We start from the raw sequence: 22,342 nt of genomic DNA on the forward strand, positions 1-22,342 counted from the left end.
GGAACGAGGGGTGTACGGATACCAGAGCTTGGCTGCACTAGTTATGGTTTAGCAAACTGGTGGGTCAGTTTGTGGGTTTTCAGTGTGCGCGCACCGTAGTAGCTGACGTAGTTGCAACCCATATGGTAACACCGGTACCGTGTTGGGTTTTCGGGTCTCTGGTTGGCAGGCTGGTGGGTCAATCTGTGGGCATCCAGATTGTTCTCATTGTCGTAGGTGCTGTAGGGGCAGCCCGGATTGACACACCGGTACTGAATGGAGTTATCGGGTCTCTGGTTGGCAGGCAGAGCAGAAGGTTTCAGATCACCGGTTGTGCTGACAGCTGCTGAGGCAGCAGATCCATCTTCACCTCCATTCTCACTGGAGTCGGCTTCCTGTCCTTCTGAAGCGTCTTGTTCACCTTCTTGCGATGGGGGGCTGGTGTTTTCACTGGTTTTGTCTGGTTCAGAATCTGCGCTGCTCACTATTTTGGACAGAACCTCCCGACAGGCGTTCCCGTTTGATGCCAGGCACAGGACTCTATCATCAGGAAGATCAATATCCGATGGGGCATAGCCGTCTGACTGGGCACGGGCATCTTCACGGTGTCGTTTAGCTTCCTGCTCAATGTCTTTTTGCTCTTTGACGGTGATGCCATTGGTTTTTGCAATGTACACCCTTCGGGCAGTGTCTTCGTCTGTTGTTTCTTCGGCAATCCTGATCTTCAGCCTGCCCATGGCTATTTCTTTGGTGGCGATTTTATTAATCCGCTCCATTTCAGCTTGCTGATTTTTTAAAACAGTCTGGTAATTGGACAGATCGTATTCCGAAAATTTCAGCTTGGGTTCATAGCTATAGTGCAGGACAGTACTTTGTTGAGGATGGGTTTTCAGGTCGAGGGGCTGTTTGGTGTTGAGTGCCACGCTGGTTATGGACTCCAGACCAAAGCATTGCCAGGTCTTGTTTTCAGGAGGGTCTATGGGCTGACAAAGGGTATGATCGTCGGGCACAGGTTCCGGGCCAGTGATAATAAAAGGATCATCCGATGAAACGTGAAGAAACTGATTATTGTACGACTCCGGTTTATTATTTTTTTCCGGATCATAGAGAAGCGGTTGCCAGGTTTGCTGCCTGATTGTCAGTACACCCAGTGCCACCAGTGATCCTGTGATAACGGAGACTTTGTCTGGCAGAGGGTATGCCGTCAACCCGCTGAGAATTTGTGCTTCCACTGAAGCTATGAAAGTCAGAAAAAAGAATAAAGACTTAAGTAACTGTTTCAATGTATTAGCTCTCAATTATTGTTGAACATGGTTGTTGAGCGGGAAAGAATAGATCAAATATTTCATAAGTTTTTTTTATTACGAAGCCTGACTCCGCTCAGGATGAACGTGGATTGTTCACATCAAACTCATTGAAGTGACCTTCTGGCCATAGAACTTTTATCCCGTCTGAAGGTCATAGCATTAAACAATTTCAATGCAATTCTTCGGATGACAGGAGAGAGATTGACTATGGACAGTCCGATCGATGGAACAATAAACGCCCCCTTTTCCTACAGTGGCGCACCAGCCGGGGGATCAGAGCAAGAAGCATCGTCAAGGATTGTAGAGATTCCTGATGTAACGTCCAAACTCAGACCATCCCCAACTGCGATTACCATGCCCGACAAGACGAGAACCGTATCCACAACGGACTCAGCAACGGCTATCACTTGCTACAACCGGTTGGTTCCCCTACCCCCAGAAGTATTCAAGATAATTGCCAGCTACCTATCAATCGAAGAAATCAATAAATTTGGGCAAACCTCAAAGACAATGCGCGAACGCCTGAAGTCATGCAGCCTGGAAGAGGTCCGTTATTTCCTCTCCCAGACCAGGCAAAGGCAGGCTTCGTGCCGGGCAATCATTCAGTCCAGTCATTTACTCCTTGAGTACCTCAGGACCTTGCCCCTGTTTATTGATCGCCACTTCCCGGCGCAACTGGGTCCGGCTATTTACTCTTATTATGCTGACCATGTGCGCCAGCAGGTTATTGACGGGGTCGCGCTGATCCTGAAACCCATAGGCAGCATCAATGTTCGTCGCTTTGACCATCATCTGCGTGGTCATATTCCCATTATCATTGAGAGGCAGATGGGTAACTACAGTAATATTCTGACTCCGGATCATCATGGTCAGTGGACCAGAGAAGCGGTGATCGAACACGGCGAATCTGTCAGTTATCATCATCAGTACGCCGACCATATTTTATTTGTCCCGCAACCTGTTCCGTTAGGTCTTGGGCTATCGGGACCTTTTTCCTACCAACACACTGGCAAAGAGCATTTACTGTCTATTTATGAACGCAAGAAAAATGGGTGGGTTGAGCAACAACTGACAACGGGTGATGTTTTTCCCGAAGCTAGAAAGAAGTTTATGCATGAAATGCGCCTGTCACCTGATGCCAAATCACTGGTCTGTATTAACAGGGGGTATGTGGGCGCCATTCTCGGTCCGAATACTGGTGGACAGTGGGTCAATAAAGGCAAGATTAATTCAGGCTGTAATCATACACAGCTGTTCACTGCCGACAGCAAACATCTTCTGGTTTATGACGCATCGTACATTACGGTGATGAGTCAGGCAGACAATGGATCCTGGTCAGAAACGGGTGACATTAATGTCAAAGAACTTGTTGATGAACATAAACTCAAACCCAGTAGCGAGGAAGTGAGCGACTCTGATAGCGAGGAAGTAAGCGATTCTGATAGCGAGAAAGAGGGCAATTCTGAATTTGATCTTAAAGTAAAATTCAGCCCGGATAATCGTCATTTTGCCATATGGTTTGAGGATGCTGGCGAAAATGATGCTAACGTTGCTATTCAACGGAATTATTTCTTTGTTGTGATTTATGCCTACGACCCGAAAGGGCAATGGTATGAACAAAAGAGAATCCTTGAATTCTGTGACCAGCCAACTCGGTATTTTGATCTTAAACCCAGATTCAGTCCTGATGGTCGGCTTCTGACGATCAGCACCGAAAAAAGCTTTTCTATCTGGGAATTAAATACTAACGACGAATGGCAACTCTCTGATCGGCAGGAGTCCTACGGCACTGGTAGTATTTATTTTTCTGTGGACCCTTGTGAATTCATCAGGAGGAGTGGCAGCAGCCTGACAATCTGGCGTAAGGCAACGTCTGGAACGTCTGGAACGTCTGGAATGTGGGGCCAGACCCAGACCTTTCCGGCTGAGTCCCTGGTAAAAGTCAGTCCCAGCGGTGAAACCATTGTTTGTGACGATCCTGCGGGACACACCGACATCTATCAACGCAAGCCTTTTGCTGAATCGGTCGGTAAGCCATTCACGGAACCTGACGTTCAGTGGCTCCATCAACGTCTCGAATTTTCCATCAAAACAGCACAATTTAATAAAGAAGGTTGCCTTCTGGCTGTGATTCCTGAAAGCAGTCACAACAGCCTGATTCTGTTAGGTTTGACGGCAGACGGAAGCTGGCAGGAAAGAGCCCGTTTGCAAACAGAAGGCAGTATTGAAAGTTACTGCTTCAGCCCGTGCAGCCGCACCCTTCAGGTGACCAGTTTGCGGACTGACAGTAACGACATTGATTTGAGAGAGGTTTTTTCACTCTGGCAGATCGTGCCCAGTACACTGACGAGGCTTCCACAGGGCAGGATGACCTGAATTAATACCACTCCTTCCCACGCTGGCACCCACAGGACCTAAAAGCATGGTAACCAGAGTTTTACGACAGCCATAGAACTTTTATCCCGTCTGAAGGTCATAGCATTAAACAATTTCAATGCAGTCTTTCATATAAGAAGTAGAGGTTGACTATGGACAGTCCGATCGATGGAAAAATAAACGCCCCTTTTGCTTATAGTGGCGCACCAGCAGGAAGGTCAGAGCAAGATACACCGTCAAGAATTGTAGAGGTGCCTGATGTAACACCCAAACTCAGTTCATCCCCAGCTCCGATTACCACGCCCGACAAGACGAGAACCGTATCCACAACAGATTCAGCAACGGCTGTGGCTTGCTACAACTGGTTGGCTCCCCTACCCCAGGAATTATTCAGCAGAATTGCCAGCTTTCTATCAATCGAAGAAATCAATAAATTTGGGCAAACCTCAAAGACAATGCGCGAACGCCTGAAGTCATGCAGCCTGGAAGAGGTCCGTTACTTCCTCTCCCAGACCAGGCAAAGGCAGGCTTCGTGCCGGGCAATCATTCAGTCCAGTCACTTACTCCTTGAGTACCTCAGGACCTTGCCCCTGTTTTTTGATCACCACTTCCCGGCGCAACTGGGTCCGGCTATTTACTCTTATTATGCCGACCATTTGCGCCAGCAGATTATTGACGCGGCCACGCTGACCCTGAAACCCATTGGCAGCATCAATGTTCGTCGCTTTGACCATCATCTGCGTGGTCATATTCCCATTATCATTGAGAGGCAGGCGGGTAACTACAGTAATATTCTGACTCCGGATCGTCATGGTCAGTGGAACAGCGAAGGGGTGATCGAACACGGCAAATCTGTCAGCTATGATGATCAGTACGCCGACCATATTTTATTTGTCCCGCAACCTGTTCGGGAAGGTTTTATGCCATCGGGACCTTTTTCCAACAAATACACTGGCAAAGAGCATTTTCTGTCTGTTTATGAACGCAAGAAAAATGGGTGGGTTGAGCAACAACTGACAACGGGTGATGTTTTTCCCACAGCTAGAACCAAGTGTATGGATGAAATGCACCTGTCACCTGATGCCAGATCACTGGTCTGTATTAAAAAGGGGATTACGGGCGCCATTATCGGTCCGAATGCTTATGGACAGTGGGTCAATAAAGGCGAGATAAATACAAACTTTAATCATACACCGCTATTCAGTGCCGACAGCAAACATCTTCTGGTTCATGACGATCATTACATTACGGTGATGAGTCAGGCAGACAATGGATCCTGGTCAGAAACGGGTGACATTCATGTCGAAGACCTTGCTAATGAACACAAACTCGCACCCAGTAGCAAGGAAGTGAGCGATTCTGATAGCGAGGAAGAGGGCGATTCTGAATTTGATCTACAAGTAAAATTCAGCCCGGATAACCGTCATTTTGCCACATGGTTTGAGGATGCCGGTAATGTTAAACGGAATTATTTCTTTGTTGTGATTTATGCCTACGACCCGAAAGGGCAATGGTATGAACAAAAGAGAATCCTCGAATTCTGTGACCAGCCAACTAAGATTTTCTCTCTTAAACCTGAATTCAGCCCTGATGGTCGGCTTCTGACGATCAGCACCAAAAAAAGTTTTTCTATCTGGGAATTAAATACTAACGACGAATGGCAACTCTCTAATCGGCAGGAGTCCCTCGGCTCTGATCGTATTTATTTTTCTGTGGACCCTTGTGAATTGATCAGGAAGACTGGCAGAAGCCTGACCATCTGGCGTAAGGCAACGTCTGGAATATGGGGCCAGACCCAGACATTTCCGGCTGAGTCCCTGGAAAGAGTCAGTCCCAGCGGTGAAACCATTGTTTGTAACAATCCTGAAGGATACACCGACATCTATCAACGCAAGCCTTTTGCTGAATCAGTTGGTAAGCCATTTACGGAACCTGACGTTCAGTGGCGCCATCAACGTCTCGAATTTTCCATCAAAGCAGCACTATTTAATCAAGAAGGCTGCCTTCTGGCAGTGATTCCTGCAAGCAGCCGCAATAGCCTGATTCTGTTAGGGTTGACGGCAGACGGGAGCTGGCTGGAAAAAGCCCGTTTGCAAACAGAAGGCCGTATTAAAAGTTACTGCTTCAGCCCGTGCAGCCGCACCCTTCAGGTGACCAGTTTGCGCCCTGACAGTAACAATATTGATTTGAGAGAGGTTTTTTCACTCTGGCAGATCGTGCCCGGTACTGGCGAGGCTTCCACAGGGCAGGATGACCTGAATCAATAAGTTTAAGGCAGTCCAGCCCAAAGCCACGGGCAAAGCCCCCGGCAAAGGCGTCAGTGCTTTGGTAATTCATTTTGCGTCCTTTCTGTTATTTGCCTACAGTGGTAGGGTCATGGAGGTATTTTTTTAACAGGGTATCCAGTTGAGGTAAAACGATGAAGAGCTTATACGAAACTGACCATCATAAATGGTTGTCTGAGCAAGTGGGTTTACTGGCTAATAAACAGTTTGACCAGCTAGACCTTTATAATTTGTTGGAGGAGTTGGAGTTGGGGATAGAGGCTAAAGTCGATAATCTTGAGAATTATCTAACAAATCTCATACTCCACCTGCTTAAATGTGACTATCAAACATCCGTGCTAAGGGATTCAATAGCAACGGAAAGGGTCATCAACGGATGGTTAAACTCTATTGATAACGCAAGGGACGGGATTAATAAATTATTAAGAAAAAATCACAGTCTAAAACAACGGGTGGAAGATGTTTTAGTGGAGGTTTATCCCGATGGAAAAAAAGGAGCCATTCGGGAAATGAATCGTCACATACCGCCTAAATGTCCAAAACTGGACAACAGCAGTTTTCCAGAAACGTGTCCCTGGTCTTATGATCAATTAATGACTGAAGACTGGTACCCACTAAACGGCCTGCCAGAAAGCTAACCTTTCTGGCGCTGCTCCATTTTCTGCAACCGCTTATCGAGGTTACGCAGTGATCCTTTTCAGCACGGCCACCGGATATCCAAACTGAACTTCCATCCTGACTGAAGGTCATAGCATTAAACAATTTCAATGCAGTCCTTCAGATAACAGGAGAGAGATTGGCTATGGATGGTCAGATTGGTGGTGACATAAACAAACGCATGGTTGGGCGTGACACTGGTGGTGAGCCAGCCAAGCGAGCAAAACTGGATTTATCGTCAGGGAAGTCAAAAAAGGTAGAATCCTGCTCTCAAGCAGTGCCGAAGATACCGCCATCTTCGGTAGCGTCCCCTGATAAACCGAGAACCCCTGACAAGGCGAGAACCCCTGACAAAGCGAGAACCATAGCCTCAACGGACACCTCCTGCCAAAAGTCAGCTCATGCTTTCGATTTCCGTTTTGTTGCCAATGATGATGAGGTTCGACAGCTTTTGGTTGACCAGACCTGCGATGAACATCAGGATGTCGCCGTTATTTCCCACCCCGATGATCTCTCACAGGCTAACCTGGTGAGCCGGTTGAGTATTGCCGACGATGGCCGCCATACGCTGAGTTCAGGCAAGCTGTTTGAAAGCTCACAGCCATTGACCCTGGTGATGGATATCCGCAAGCTCAGCGGCGAGGAGCTGCCAAAATTCAACGATCTGCTGGATCCCGATAACCCCTGTTTATACGACAAAGTAAGGCAAAAGAAACGCCCTCTGGGCGAGCATGTTTCGCTGTTGGTTTTGGCAGACCCTGAACAGTTGGCATCGGTTGGTCAGTCTGACGACGCCCCCGGTGCTGATTTCTGGCGGCGGATTAATCGACCGGGCAATACCTGGCATTTTGCAGCACAGACCGACAATGCCCCGTCGATGGATATTGATGGGGTTCCACCATTACTGACTGAACTCCCCTCTGCCGAAAGTGCTTTGGACGACGATGCGACTGTTGTTATTGACTGCCACTTGCACAGCAACTGGCGACAGTTGTTGTTGGGTGGTCCCGGTGTCGATCAACAGGGGCGAATCCAGCACCTCCCCGGCAGGCTTGAGACATTAAGAGCCGGACAACGGGTGATTTTAAAAGGAGCCAACTGGCAAGACCTGACCTTTGAACAGACGCTTCGACAGATGCTGGCGCACAAGAGCTTTGAGAGCAATGGCAAGGTCTGCCAGTTACCCGACGATGTTCAGTTTTATCGGATGCCGGTAGGAAATGACGAGCTTCGCTCACTGTTCCAAAGTCTGTCTAAAAAGCAGGCATCACAACACCCGATCATCATCAACCAGAGTAATATCAGCCAATGGCTGAACCCAATTGCCATTGCCCCGCAAGGCCATGCAGTCCCTAACACCATTCTGTTGGAACAAGTTCGGGCGGGGGGGGTCGTCACCGTAACCTCTCCTCTCTCTGAGGCGCTCTGGTTTCATTTACTGGGTTCATTGCACACTATTAGCGAGACGACCGGCCTGAAGCCCCGACTTCAGGTGGCTCACACCAGACAGCAGCCAGAGGTTCTGGGACTGGCAGAAAACGATGGGCACCCGTTGTCCAACCTATGTGAAAAAGCCAAGGGTCAAGTGACTTTTAATACCGTCACTTATCAGCAACCGACTCAGGCCAGTCGCTGGATAAACAGTTGGACAAATAGTTGGGTAAACCACTATCCACAAGCACCTCTGGTCATTCAGATTAATGACCAGACTCTTTTCAGCCAGCTATTCGATGATATCCATATCACCTCGGAACAAAAGGCTCATTTTGGACGACGTCAGACTCGGTTGCAGAAGGCATTGACTGCTGGCAGGTCAGTCGTATTCCGGGGGCTGGAAACCAATCCAATCCTTCAGCAGCTGCTGGAACCTCTGGCGGTCGGGCAACCTCTGTCGGTGAATGGCCATTTGCAGGCCTACCCGCAGGCCCATGTCACAATACTCTGGCCTGAGTCTGTGAAAGGCACATCGACCCTGTTCAATTCATTGGTTGCCACGGGTGAGCCCTGTCCTGAAATGGATTTCTGGGAGATCAATGCAGATAAGCATCAACTCTCCCGGGCTGAACTGCCAGAACAGGCGCTTAATCAACTTTATAAAGCCTTTGAAACCGTACCTGGCAACCTGTGCGATCCCTTGCCGAAAATGACCGAAGCCTTGTTGAATCACCTGATACTGGCTGCCCGGCGGGCACAGCAGGAGGACCAATCTCTACAGCTTTTACCCCGCCACTGGCGCAAGGCCATCAATAGCACCATTACCCATGGCACCCGTCAGCATCCAACGGTGCGGGATTTTATGAAAGTGGCCTGTTGGCAGTTATTGCCAGATGCCTATAAAAAGCCGGATGCTCGTAAAAAGCCGGATGCTCGTAAAAAGCCGGATGCTCGTAAAAAGCCGGATGCTCGTAAAAAGCCGGTTCAAGCCGCTTCGGTTGACCCGGATCAATTAAAGGCCATCATTAGCGGGGCTCCCCGGTTGGATAGAGCGTTTGTAAAGCAAAACCTGTGGCCACTGGCCAGAGCCTTTGACTCGACAACCTTTAATAAAGCATTACAACTGTCGTACGAAAAGCCCTTTCCCGAGTGTAACGAAAAAAAAATTCTGGACGAACTCTGCGCTATGATCGTGGCTTATTGGCCTAAAAAAAAACGACAGGCCATAGCGTATCAGTTGGAAGTCGATCTGAAGACCGCAGAACCCTACCAATCCATAACCATCAGGCCATCAAGACAGATTAAACGTTTACAGGATGCACTGGCTTCTGGCTGGAAATTAACTTTGCTACCAGGGCAGACCCGATCCGATGCTATTCACGCGCTGGCCGCCGATTGTTTTCAAATGGCCAGAACAGCAACTTTTCCAACAGACGGCATTAAACGTATAAAACATCGACTGTCTGAATCATTGGTATTGCAGGGCTCTGGTGATAAGCCTTTAGCTGGTGATAAGCCTTTAGCTGGTGATAAGCCTTTAGCTGGTGATAAGCCTTTAGCTGGTGATAAGCCTTTAGCTGGTGATAAGCCCTGGTCAGCACTGACCGAAGATCTTTATCACGGCGAGACCAATCAGCAGGATCGTGAAAACCGTCGATTATCCCGACTCCATGACCGGCTTGCAGACTCTCCCGTTATCTTCCTGCAGGGAGAAACCGGCACCGGGAAAAGTTACTTTTCCGCCAAAATGGCAAACACTTCAGGACCGGCTGCGGTGCTGTCCCTTGGCCCTTCTGACAGTGAACAAACCCTGATGAAACGCTGGCAGTGGCGGCAGCACGCCGATGGCGACCGCTCTATGATGCAGCAAAACCGGATGCTGATGAAATGGGCCAACACTTCACAGGACAAAGATGGAGAATACGTCACACTGGTGCTGGATGAAGCCAACCTGGCCCAAACCGGCTTACTGGCGTCCCTGAATGGTTTATGGGAACCGGAACCCTGCATCTATGTGAACGGCTATCCTGTCCTGGTCAGCGAAAAACACCGGGTGATTCTTACCGGTAACCCGGATCATTACACCGGACGCCGAATGGACCCGGCCCTGAAAGAAAAACTACCCAAGGCTTACTACCCACGGTTAGACGAGGCATTCCTCAGGGACAGGGTGGTGGAACCGGCGCTGGTCAATCAGTTGCAACAACGGAATCTGACGGTCTCTCAACTAAGAAAGCATGAAATAGTTGACGTTGCACGCAGTGCCACCGGAAGTGTGATGGCACTGTGGCAATTTTATCAGGAACTGTTGCCAGAGCGTGAGTTTACCCCCAGGGATCTTACGGATATATGCAGTTGGGTGGGTTGGTATCTGGATCGTTCGTTATCCGCAAGTGACCGTGTTGGCTGCTTTCAATTGCGCGGATTGATCCAGCAAAGTTTTCGGGATGTACTGGGTTTTGAAATCAGCGAGACTCGTCAGGATGCCCTGTCGGCCCTGGACATCTGGTTTGCTGAACATTACCAGCCAGACCACACCCTGAACGACAAAGTTCATAACCAAACCCTGCACGATATGCAGCAGGCCTTCACAGCAGTCAGCGAAAAATACCGACCTGAGTTTGATACCTCCGGCTCAGCCGTCTGTGAGCTGGTGCAAGGGATTGGGCAGGATTTAAGCCGTGCCCAGCAGGCTTATCATCACGATACAAAACACGGCGGAAGACAGGCGACACTGATTGAAGGCCCCGCTGGCCGGGGTAAAGATGTCACGCTGAACCTGATGATTGACAGTGTCAGAGAGCAGGCTACGGGGCGGCAAGAATCCATGCCGAAAGTCTATTTCCTGAATGCCTGTGATTGCTCCTGGGACGAAGTGTGTAAAACGATCCAGGAGGCAAAAGTTAAAGGCGGCATCGTGGTGATTTCAGAACTGAACCTGATCGACAGCCAGCATCTGGAAGGTGAGTTAAACGATATTCTGGCCGGCGACGCCCATCCGGGTTTTCACCTGTTTGCCACCATCAACCCACCCCGGTACAGTGGCCGAAAACCCTTATCACCAGCACTGAAAGGACGTTTTCGACATTTGCCGATCCGCCAGTACAGCCCGACAGAGTTGCAGGCCATTGCTGAGAAAGTGCTGCCAGAGAACCCGAATGGGAAAGCCGTGGCTCAACAGCTGACCCAACTGCATTGTCAATTGAGGGATCTGCTGGAAAAGAAAAATCTGCCACTGCGGCCCACCAGTGGTGATTTACAAGATGTGGTCAGGGCCGTCATGAGAGGCCAAAAAAGCCTTAGCCAAAAAAGCCTTAGCCAAAAAAGCCTTAGCCAAAAAAGCCTTCATCAATGTTTCAATCAGCACTATCGGCTTTATCTGATGGCTGCCAAAACATCGCTGGAGAAACTACCCGGCTCATCGACTCCTGCCACAGTTAGAGGAGCGTTTGAGCCTGATCTGTGCCGTTGGTTCAACCAAACGGTATCAGACATTGATCGTCCATGGTTGGTACGGTGCAGTCAGCTCGACAGAATTGATGAAAAAAACCATGAAATTCATATTAAGGATCGTCCAGATAAGGAGAAGTCCAAAGCGGAAATCATCAAGAGAGTGGCCCAGGCAAGATGGCTGGCCTTCGGTCTTCCTCTGAAGCCCGACCCGTCGGACGATTCGCTCACCCGGGCACTGTACCGGTATTGGCAGCAGTGCTGGTTTGCTGGCAGGTTTGGCCAGACGAATGTGAATGCCAATTCCGTATTCCCCCTGACGCAAGCAGAGGAACAAACCCTGAAAATGCCGGCCTGCCAGCCTTATCTCAGGGAGGCTGATCAGCGGATAGTAGGATGGAATCACTGTACCGTTCAATGCTCGCCAGCATTCTGGCAACAGCTGAAAGATCTGCTGAACCATTGCCTTTGGGCGGGCGATGATACCAGCGAAGCGATAGCTATTGACGGTGTTGACGGCGTTGACGGTGATAACGCTGCTGAACCCTGCCATCCGAAAGTCCACCAGCAAGAGGCTGAGGTATTGGATCGGGAAACCAATTATGAAGGTGTGGAACGGCCAGAACATGAAGATTATAAAGTCTTTAAGAGCAGTCATCCTACTCGCATGTATCGCCGGTTGGCAAAAGATTTTGATGTGACTGCCAAGGGGGATATCCTGGAGAAGGTTATTAATGATGAGCACATTTTGGGCGCCGAAATCGTCACACCTGAGCGGTTACCAGGACACGACCAGACAGTAACATTAGCCCGCAATCAAACGCTGGCAACCTTAACAGAATCATCTGAGAATGGGCAATTTGCATTGCCCAGCCTGAAGCCTGACGACCGTATTGAGGCCTTGTGTATTGAGGCCTTGTCGACTGAGGGCTTGTGTATAGAGCGGGATTTGCAATATACGCTGGTCAGGGATCGATATACCGGGCTTCACACACTGTTTGTTCCTGAGGCCAAAGGCGAGCAGCTTTTTAGAATTGCTTATGTCGTAGAACCCAAAGCAACACCTGCCAAAGTAGCCCCACCAGCACTTTTCGACAGCCACTGTTCAGAAGGTATAAAAAACGTACTAGAAGAAGTGTTTGAGACTATTAAACACCCAGCCGAAGTACAGGCCCTTTTGCAGGCAATAGTGAACGCTAAAGACACGAAGCAGCGAATTGAGGCGATCACGAACTATTGCCGACAGTTTTCCGGTCAGGCTCAACCAAAGGACGGTGAAAATTTCTTTAAATTCCTCGTAACACAGCGGCAGGGTCGTTGTCGTCATCGTGTACCTGTTTTTATTGCTTTTTGTCGTTACTTTGGGATCCCGTCTCGGCAAATTCAGAGTTTTTCCCACAGCTTTCCTGAGTGTTCCGTGAATGGCGGCCAAACCTGGCAGTCAGTGGATTTGGGTGGGGCGCCTGTCAAAAAAACAGAAATCTCATCCACGTTTCAGCCCATCAGGATAGGCAGTGATCCCGATACTGCATCAAAGAAGGTTAAGGATTTCATGAAAAGGGCTGATTCAGCACAACAGCAAGCTCTGGCTGAGGCTAATGGTATGAGCCTTGAGAAACTGAACAGAACCCTTGAGACAAACAGGGCATTGCCAGAAACCCATCCAAGCATTAGCACAATGATACAAAAACTCTGGCACAAAAAAGATTCAATCGGATTTTCCACGGGTGTCTCAATGTTAGTGGAAACAGAAGTATTGGATGCTGGAGACACAAAAATGATCGGTTTTTTGTCTCGCACCAAACGTGATCCGATGGCAGAAACCATCAGACAACAATTGTCCAACGGTGGTAAAGACCAGGCCATTGAACAACTCAAATTACTCCATGCAAAAATCATTAATCAGGCCGGACTAAGAAGCCCTCGCCATTGGTTGCGTTCAATAATCAATACCCTGAAAATTTGTGACCTGACCAGACCTCCGGTCGTTGAGTTTGCCAGTGAAGTCATGAACCTGGGTTGGCTGGATCCAATACCGGACTACGGCAGTCTTGTTAGCCCCCAAGAACATCATGAGCTGCTGCTGCGCCTGGAAGGCATCGATGAACTGAAGGTTAAGGCCGGTCACTGCCTGAAAAAGTGGTATAAGCAGTTATTATCCAGGGAACAAAATAGCCACTTATGGCGGTTGGCTTATGAATACTACCAAGAGGAAAACAGTCCCTTTTTCGTCACTGATTCTTATGATGGGTTTTCGTTGAACCTTGAAGAGAAACTAACCTGCACAGCTATAGAGAAAACCTGGACAGACGTACCCGAGGGTATTCCGAACGTAGAACGAATGCTGACGCGCCGTCCCGCGTTTGCGCACTTAAGCTCGGGTAAGGCCAACCAGCGTCCGGTTATTATCTTGAGTGGACCGCTCTGGAGCGTAACAGTGATGGATGAAAAGGCCGAAGCCCTGTTCCAACAAAAAGTTGAGAGCACCCCATACCTGAAGCAATTATCAGAAAAATGCAAATTAAAGCCCAATTCGGTTACAAGGGACAAGAAACGCCTTTTGGGGGATTTAAGGAAGCAAAGCGAGGCAGCGCTGTTGCAGGCCTTCAGTCATTACCTGTATGGAGTGACGCGCTCAAAAGGCGGTCGCTTAACCTATTGTTGGGTCAAAACTCCCGGAATATTGACCTTGGATGAAAATAGCTACGGTGCTCATGATCCAGCTTCACCAGAAGAGCTGCTTGCCATGATGTCTGAATACCAAAGCGATTTAGCGTTTCACTTATCTGTCCGGGATACCTACTTGCGACAGGCACACAATGCCAATAATGCCCTGGTGCTGAAATCCGATGAGATGACAACCATTGCCGATGAGTTTTTGAGGAGAGTGAATTTAAATTCGCTCTGTGAGTCATTGGATGTCTAAGGTAATTCTGGTTCCCATGCTCCAGCGTGGGAACGAGTGGTAAATAGCCACAGAACTTTCTTCCGTTCTGAGGGTCATAGCATTAAACAATTTCAATGCAGTGCTTCAGATAACGGGAGAGAGTTTGGCTATGGATGGTCAGATTAGTGGGAACACAAACAAACGCAGGTTTGAGCGCACCCCTGATAGTGCTGTGCCACCCAAAAAAGCAAAGCTGGATGAACCTAATGGAAAGGCAAAGAAGATAGAAGCCTGCGATCAAGTCATGTCCAGATTGAAGATATCGCCCTCTTCAGTGACGCCCCCTGATAAAGCGAGAACCGTATCCGCAACCGATTCCCTGCCCCAAAAAGCCCCCTACCCCTTCGATTTCCGTTTTGTCGCCAGTGATGATGAGGTTCGACAGCTTTTGGTTGACCTGAGCTGCGATAAACATCAGGACGTCGCTGTTATTTCCTACCCCGATGATCTCTCGCAGGCCAACCTGGTGAGCCGGTTGAGTATTGCCGACAATGGTCGCCATACGCTGAGTGCTGGCAAGCTGTTTGAAGGCTCACAGCCATTGACCCTGGTGATGGATATCCGAAAGCTCACCGGCGAGGAGTTGCCGAAATTCAACGATCTGCTGGATCCCGACAACCCCTGTTTATACGACAAAGTCAGCCAGAAGAAACGCCCCCTGGGCGCGCATGTTTCGCTGTTGGTTTTGGCAGCCCCTGAACAGTTGGCATCGGTTGGCAAGCGTGACAATGCTCCCGGTGCTGATTTCTGGCGCCGAATCAATCGGCCGGACAATACCTGGCACTTTGAAACTCAGGCTGGCAATACCCCATCGATGGCTATTGACAAGGTTCCACCGTTACTGGCCCAACTCCCCGCTGCCGAAAGTGTTATGGATGAGAGTGCTATGGACGACGACACTACCCTTGTTATTGACTGCCATTTGCACAGCAACTGGCGACAGTTGTTGTTAGGCGGCCCCGGTGTCGATCAACAGGGGCGAATCCAACACCTGCCCGGCAGACTTGAGACATTAAGGGCCGGACAACGGGTGATTTTGAAAGGAGCCGACTGGCAGGATCTGGCCTTTGAACAGACGATTCGACAGATGCTGGCGCAACGGTGCTTTGAGAGCAATGGCAAGGTCTGCCAGTTACCCGACGATGTTCAGTTTTATCAGATGTCGGTTGGGAAGGATGAACTTCATTCTTTGTTCCAAAGCCTGTCTGATTCCAATGAGGAAGGACTTTCCAGTAATGCAGCCGGAAACCCGATCATCATTAACCAGAGTAATATCAGCCAATGGCTGAACACCATTGCCATTACCCCGGAAGGCTATGCTGTCCCTAACACCCGTCTGTTGGAACAGGTTCAGGCGGGGGGTACCGTTACCGTCACCTCTCCTCTTACTGAGGCACTCTGGTTTCGTTTCTTGGGTTCACTGCAAACCATTCGCGAGACCACCGGCCTGGCGCCCCGGCTTCAGGTGGCTCATACCAGACAGCAGCCCAAAGCCCTGGGATTAGCAAAAAATGATGGGCACGTTCTGTCCAGCCTGCAGGATAAAGTCAGGGGTCACGGCGCTTTTAATACGGTCACTTATCGGCATCATGCTCAGGCCAGTCATTGGGTAAATAGTTGGGTAAATCAACATCCACAATCACCTCTGGTGATTCAGGTTAATGACCAGACCAGCTTCAGCCAGCTATTTGATGATATCCATATCACCTCGGAAAAAAAGGCCCATTTTGGACGACAACAGAGTAAGTTGCAGGAAGCATTAACTACGGGTGAACCGGTGATCCTCCGGGGGCTGGAAACCAATCCAACCCTTCAGCAGCTTCTGGAACCTCTGGCTGTCGGGCAACCGCTGTCAGTGAATGGTCATTTGCAGGCCTACCCACAGGCTCATGTGACCGTACTCTGGCCGGAGTCAGTGAAAAGTCCATCTACCCTGTTCAATTCGATGGTCGCCACGGGTACGCCGTGTCCCGACCTCGATCTCTGGGCTATCAATGCTGCCAGATACGACATTCCCCGCGCTGAACTGCCAGAGCAAGCGCTTGATAAGCTTTACGAAGCCTTTGAAACCGTACCTGACAACCTTTGTCATCCTTTACCCAAAATGACCGATGCCTTGTTAAACCAGCTGATACTGGCTGCCCGGCGGGCACAGCAGGAAGACCAGTCGCTTCAGCTTCTCCCCCGCCACTGGCGCAAGGCCATCAATAGCACCATTACCCATGGCACCCGGCAGCATCCGACGGTGCGGGATTTTATGAAAGTGGCTTGTTGGGAGTTACTGCCAGATGCTGATAAAGAGCCAGATGCTCACGATCAAGCCGCCTCGGTAGACCCGGATCAATTAACGGCCATCATTAACGGGGCTCCCCGGTTGGACAGAGTATTTATCAAGCAGAACCTGTGGTCATTGGCCAGAGCCTTTGACCCGACAGTATTTAATGGATCATTACAACTGTCCTATGAAAAACCACTGCCATTGCCAGATGAAGACGAAATTCTGGACAGACTCTGTGCCATAATCGTGGCCCATGGGCCTGAAAATCAACGACAGGCCATAGCTTACCAGTTGCAAGTGGATCTGAAGGCAGCCGAGCCCTACCAATCCTTAGCCATCAGGCCAACAAGACAGATTAAACGTTTGCAGGATGCACTGGCTTCTGACTGGCAATTAACTTTGCCACCGGGGCAGACCCGATCCGATACCCTTCACACGCTGGCCTCCGATTGTTTTCAAATAGCCAAAACAACAAAGCCTGAAACAGAAGGCATTGAACGTATAAAACATCGGCTCTCTGAATCACTGGTTTTGCAGGGCTCTGATGATAAGCCTTTAGCTGGTGATAAGCCTTTAGCTGGTGATAAGCCTTTAGCTGGTGATAAGCCTTTAGCTGGTGATAAGCCCTGGTCAATACTGGCCGGGGATCTTTATCACGGTAAGATCAATCAGCAGGATCGTGAAAGCCGTCGATTATCCCGACTCCATGACCGGCTTACAGACTCTCCCGTTATCTTCCTGCAGGGAGAAACCGGCACTGGGAAAAGTTACTTTTCCGCCAAAATGGCAAACACTTCAGGACCGGCTGCGGTGCTCTCCCTTGGCCCTTCTGACAGCGAACAGACTTTGATGAAACGCTGGCAGTGGAAGGAACAAGCCGATGGCGATCGCACAATGGAGCAGCAAGAACGAATGCTAATGGCGTGGGCCAACACGTCGCACGACCAAGACGGCGAATACCTCACTCTGGTGCTGGATGAAGCCAACCTGGCCCAAACCGGGTTGCTGGCATCACTGAATGGTTTATGGGAACCGAAACCCTGCATCTATGTGGATGGTCATCCTGTCCAGGTCAGCAAAAAACATCGGGTCATTCTTACCGGTAACCCGGATGATTACGCCGGACGCCAGCTGGACCTGGCCCTGAAAGAGAAACTCCCCAGGACTTACTATCCACGATTGGACCAGGCATTTCTCAGGGACAAGGTGGTGGAACCGGCTCTGGTTAATCAGTTACAACAACACTATCTGACGGAGTCTCAACTAAGTGAGCCTCAACTAAGTGAGCCTCAACTAAGTGAGCCTCAACTAAGTGAGCCTCAACTAAGTGAGTCTCAAATAAACGACATTGCACGCAGTGCCACCGGGAGTGTGATGGCACTGTGGCAATTTTATCAGGAACTGTTGCCCGAACATGAGTTTACCCCGAGGGATTTAACAGATATCTGCAGTTGGGTAGGCTGGTATCTGGATCGTTCGTTATCTACAGGTGATACCGTAACCGGCAGACAAATGTATGGTTTGATCCAGCAAAGTTTTCGGGATGTACTGGGACCTGAAATCAGCGAGACGTATCAGGATGCCCTGTGCGCACTGGATATCTGGTTTGCTGTCCATTACCAGACTGACAACACCCTGAGAGACACAGTGCATAACCATACCTTGCCTGATATTCAGAAGGCCTTCAGAGCCGTCACCGGAGAAATTCAACCTGACTTTGATACCTCCGGCTCAGCCGTCTGTGAACTGGTGCAACAGATTGGACAGGATTTAAGCCGCACTCAGCAGGCTTATCATCACAATAAAAAACACGGCGGAAGACAGGCGACACTGATCGAAGGCCCAGCTGGCCGGGGTAAAGATGCCACGCTGAACCTGATGATCAAAAGTGTCAAACAGCAGGCTAAGGAACGACAAGAATCCATGCCAGAGGTCTACTTCCTGAATGCCTGTGATTGTTCCTGGGACGAAGTGTGTAAAACAATCCAGAAGGCAAAACTCAAAGGCGGCATCGTGGTGATTTCAGAAATGAACCTGATCGACAGCCAGCACCTGGAAGGTGAGTTAAACGATATTCTGGCCGGTGACGCCCATCCGGGTTTTCACTTGTTTGCCACCATCAACCCACCCCGCTACAGCGGCCGAAAACCCTTATCACCGGCACTGAAAGGGCGTTTTCGACATTTACCGATCCGGCGGTATAACCCGACAGAATTGCAGGCCATTGCTGAGAAAGTATTACCAGAGAGCCCGGAGGGGAAAAACGTGGCTGAACAGCTGACCTGGCTGCATTGTCGATTGAGGGATGAGCTAGAAAAGCAAGACCTGTCGTTACTGCCGACCAGCCTTGATTTACAAAATGTCGCCAGGGCGGTTGTCAGAGGGCGTGATTTTAGCAAAGAAGGCCTTCATCAATGCCTGAATAAACACTATCGGCTTTACCTGATGGCCGCCAAAACATCGCTGGAAAAGCTGCCCGAGCCTTCAGCGCTCGCCGTGGGTAGAGAAGCCTTTGAGCCTGAACTGTGTCGTTGGTTCAACGAAACATCGGGCATGGATCGTCCGTGGTTAATACGATGCAGTCAGCTCGACAGTATTGATGAAAAAAACCATGAAATTAGTATTAAGGCTCGTCCGAATAAAGAGGAAGCCAAAGCGGAAATCATCAAGAGAGTGGCCCAGGCCCAGTGGCAGTTATCCGGTCTTTCCCTGAAACCGGCTGAGTCGGACGATATTCTCACCGGGGGACTGTACCGATACTGGCAGCAACGCTGGTTTGCCCATAGGTTTGGCAAGACCGGTGTGGACGCTAATAGCGTCTTTCCCATGACGGAAGAACAGCAACAAACGATGCAATTACCGGCTAACCGGCCTTACCTTCATGAGGCTGATCGGCAGATCAGCGCATGGCACGCCAACGGGGCGCAATTGTGGACTGCGTTTTGGCGTCAGCTCAGTGAGCTGCCGGAGCACCTGATTGATGATGTCATTCACGAAACATCCGCTACCAGCGATGATAAGGCTCCATACAATCCACAAGACTACGAAAAACAGGCTCCGGCATTAGACCGGTCAACGGGCTATCAGAGGCAGGCTATACCACGAATTGACGATCATATCCTTTTTAAGTGGCCTGGCCATTTTTCCGGGATTTATCGCTGGTGGGCAAAGGATGTTTATGTGACCCCTGAGGGCGATATCAAAGAGATCGATATCAGTCATAAGTCCATGCAGGGAACCGAAGTCCTCATACCGGCGCGGTTACCAGAACATGGTCGGGTAGTGACATTAGCCGAAGATCAAACGCTGGCGACCTTTGACTGGCAACCGAAATGGCGATTGGATAATGGTCGATATCCGTTACCGAGCCTGACGAAAGACGACCATATTATGGCTCTGGACGTAAAACCCAAGGCTCGGGTTTCCCTGCTCAGGGACCGCTATACCGGGCTTCACTCACTGCAGCTGCATGAGGCCACAACCAGAAATATCAAGCTTTCCTACATCGTAGAACCAAAACCGGGCAAAAAAATACCAGCCCGGCCAGAACCATCAACACGGTTTGACGCCCGCTGTTCAGAAGCTGTGAAAACACTACTGAACGAAATGTTTGAGAACATTGACGATCAACCCTCCGAAATACAGGAGCCTTTGCGGAAAATAAACGACGCCGAAAACACGAGGCAATGCATTGAGGCGATCAAGGACTACTGTCAAGGGTTTTCCGGTAATGCCATGCCGGATCCCAATAAACCTTTCTTTGAATTCCTCGTCAAACAGCGGCAAGGGAGCTGTCGTCATCGTGTGCCTGTTTTTGTGGTTTTATGTCGTTATTTCGGGATTCCCTGTCGGAAAATTTCTAACCGTACTCACACCTTTGCAGAGTGTTCATTAGATGGTGGCCAAAGCTGGGAGTCCGTGGATTTGGGCGGGTCGCCTGCTAAAGAAACAAAAATCCTGTCTGAATTCCAGCACACCATAAAGGTCCGTGGTTCTGGTGCTGAGTCAAGAAAGACCAGGGCTTTCCTGGAAGGTGCTGATTCCGCACAACTGGAGGCTATGGCTAAAGTCTATGGCATGAATCCTGAGGAACTGAAAAAAACGCTTGCAACAAACGGTGCATTGCCAGCAACCCATCTGACTACTGCTGAAATAGTAAAGAAGCTTTGGCAGGAAAAAGATTTAGCCAGTTTTTCCATGGGTGTCTCAATGCTATTGCAGACAGAGTCATTGAGCGATGAAGAGATGCAATTGATTGCTGCTGCGAGTTACGATGATCCATGTGCCTGTTACCCGATGTCGGAGGCGGTCAAACACATTTTGTTCAGCAGTGATAAAGATCAGGTCACTGAACAACTCAAGTTGCTCCACTCAAAAATGACTGATCAGGCCGGTGCAAGCCCTCAACAGTGGTTGAGTTCAATGATTCGTATACTGATAGGCAGTGACCTGACCCAACCTTCGGTTATTGAATTTGCCCGTAACGCTCTGAAATTGGGTTGGCTGAATCCACCTCCGACCTATAACACCGACATTGTAGATGTCAAAAAACATCATCAGCTATTGGTGCGTCTGAAAGATGTCGATGAACTCAGGGTTGAAGCCACACATTGCCTGAGAAAGTCGTACGAGATATTGTTTTCCAGGGGGGCAAATAGTCAAATATGGCGGTTGACTTATCAAAGCTTCCAAAAATATCATCCTTTCTTCGTCACTCATCGTCATGATGGTTTTTCGTTATCCCTTCAAAATAAAATTGACAGCCCATCTATACGGATCGACTGGACGGACAAACCTGAGGGCATTCCGAATATAGAGCGAATGCTGGGGCATCAGTCGGCGTTTCCACAGTTAAACTCTGGCAATGCTAATCACCGTCCAGTCATTATGCTGGGGGATCCTGCCTGGGGATGCCGAGTGATTCAAGAAAAGGTCGAAGCCCTGATTCAACGAAAAATTGAGAACAGCCCGGAGTTGCAGCAGATATTGGAAAAAACCAAGCGATATGACGCAGCGTACAAACAATTACGTAATGCTCTGGAACGATTGGATAAACTCATATCGAATCACCCCGAAAGAAGAGAAGAATACGAGAGACAAAGGAATGATATCGAAAGAAGCTACAGACCTATTCTAAAGTCCCTCAGGGTGCCGCATGAGGAGAACAAACGTGTGCCTGATTTAAAATCGAAATGTCAGCAAACGATTCAACAGGCCTTCAGCCATTACCTGTATGAAGTCACACACTTGAAAGGCGGTGGCTTAACCTGTTGTTGGGGTAATCCCTGCGTCAAGGATAAAGGCAACTATGGCGCCCATGACCCATCCTCACCAGAGGAGCTCTATGCCATGATGTCTCAAATTAGCGGCTTTTCTTTTGAGCAATTTATTGATGATGCCTACTTACGAGGGGCACTTAAAGCCAGTAACGCTCTGGTGCTCAGAACCGATGAGATGACCACTATTGCCAAAGAGTTTGTCTGCAGCATGAATCTGGATTCGATTTATGAGTCGTTGGGTGTTTGATGTATGGGAACGAGTGGTAACTCATTGAGGTGACGTACTAGCCACAGAACTTTCCTCCTTTCTGAAGGTCATAGCATTAAACAATTTCAATGCAGTTCTTCAG

General features: G+C 49.3%; 6 protein-coding genes. 5 read left to right on the forward strand and 1 reads right to left on the reverse strand.

Annotated elements, in window-relative coordinates; translation table 11 throughout:
• Positions 1–41: 41 nt before the first annotated feature.
• Positions 42–1,262 (reverse strand): hypothetical protein, encoded by a 1,221-nt coding sequence (locus K7B67_RS10650; protein ID WP_252180310.1) that lies wholly within the window; start codon positions 1,260–1,262, stop codon positions 42–44.
• A gap of 231 nt (positions 1,263–1,493) precedes the next feature.
• Here K7B67_RS10650 and K7B67_RS10655 point away from each other — a divergent pair, with 231 nt between their 5' ends.
• The 5 genes from K7B67_RS10655 to K7B67_RS10675 all read left to right on the forward strand — a co-directional run bounded on the left by K7B67_RS10655 (position 1,494) and on the right by K7B67_RS10675 (position 22,239).
• Entirely contained in the window at positions 1,494–3,662 is a 2,169-nt protein-coding gene (locus K7B67_RS10655; RefSeq protein WP_252180311.1) for an F-box protein, read from the forward strand.
• A gap of 152 nt (positions 3,663–3,814) precedes the next feature.
• The gene (locus tag K7B67_RS10660) at positions 3,815–5,929 is read left to right on the forward strand and encodes a hypothetical protein (RefSeq protein WP_252180312.1); all 2,115 of its coding nucleotides are present in this window, start codon (positions 3,815–3,817) and stop codon (positions 5,927–5,929) included.
• Between the two features lie 152 nt (positions 5,930–6,081).
• On the forward strand, positions 6,082–6,585 hold the full coding sequence (locus tag K7B67_RS10665; RefSeq protein WP_252180313.1) for a DUF29 domain-containing protein: 504 nt from the start codon (positions 6,082–6,084) through the stop codon (positions 6,583–6,585).
• Positions 6,586–6,749: 164 nt separating this feature from the next.
• A complete protein-coding gene (locus K7B67_RS10670) occupies positions 6,750–14,414 on the forward strand; it encodes an AAA family ATPase (RefSeq protein WP_252180314.1) in 7,665 nt (2,554 codons plus the stop codon).
• A gap of 130 nt (positions 14,415–14,544) precedes the next feature.
• Positions 14,545–22,239 (forward strand): AAA family ATPase, encoded by a 7,695-nt coding sequence (locus K7B67_RS10675; protein WP_252180315.1) that lies wholly within the window; start codon positions 14,545–14,547, stop codon positions 22,237–22,239.
• Positions 22,240–22,342: the final 103 nt, after the last annotated feature.

This window comes from Endozoicomonas sp. 4G (assembly GCF_023822025.1).
Classification (GTDB): domain Bacteria; phylum Pseudomonadota; class Gammaproteobacteria; order Pseudomonadales; family Endozoicomonadaceae; genus Endozoicomonas_A.

Coding starts and splice junctions, on each gene's coding strand:
- K7B67_RS10670 (WP_252180314.1), top strand. CDS start 6,750: ATGGATGGTCAGATTGGTGGTGACATAAACAAACGCATGGTTGGGCGT.
- K7B67_RS10675 (WP_252180315.1), top strand. CDS start 14,545: ATGGATGGTCAGATTAGTGGGAACACAAACAAACGCAGGTTTGAGCGC.
- K7B67_RS10655 (WP_252180311.1), top strand. CDS start 1,494: ATGGACAGTCCGATCGATGGAACAATAAACGCCCCCTTTTCCTACAGT.
- K7B67_RS10660 (WP_252180312.1), top strand. CDS start 3,815: ATGGACAGTCCGATCGATGGAAAAATAAACGCCCCTTTTGCTTATAGT.
- K7B67_RS10665 (WP_252180313.1), top strand. CDS start 6,082: ATGAAGAGCTTATACGAAACTGACCATCATAAATGGTTGTCTGAGCAA.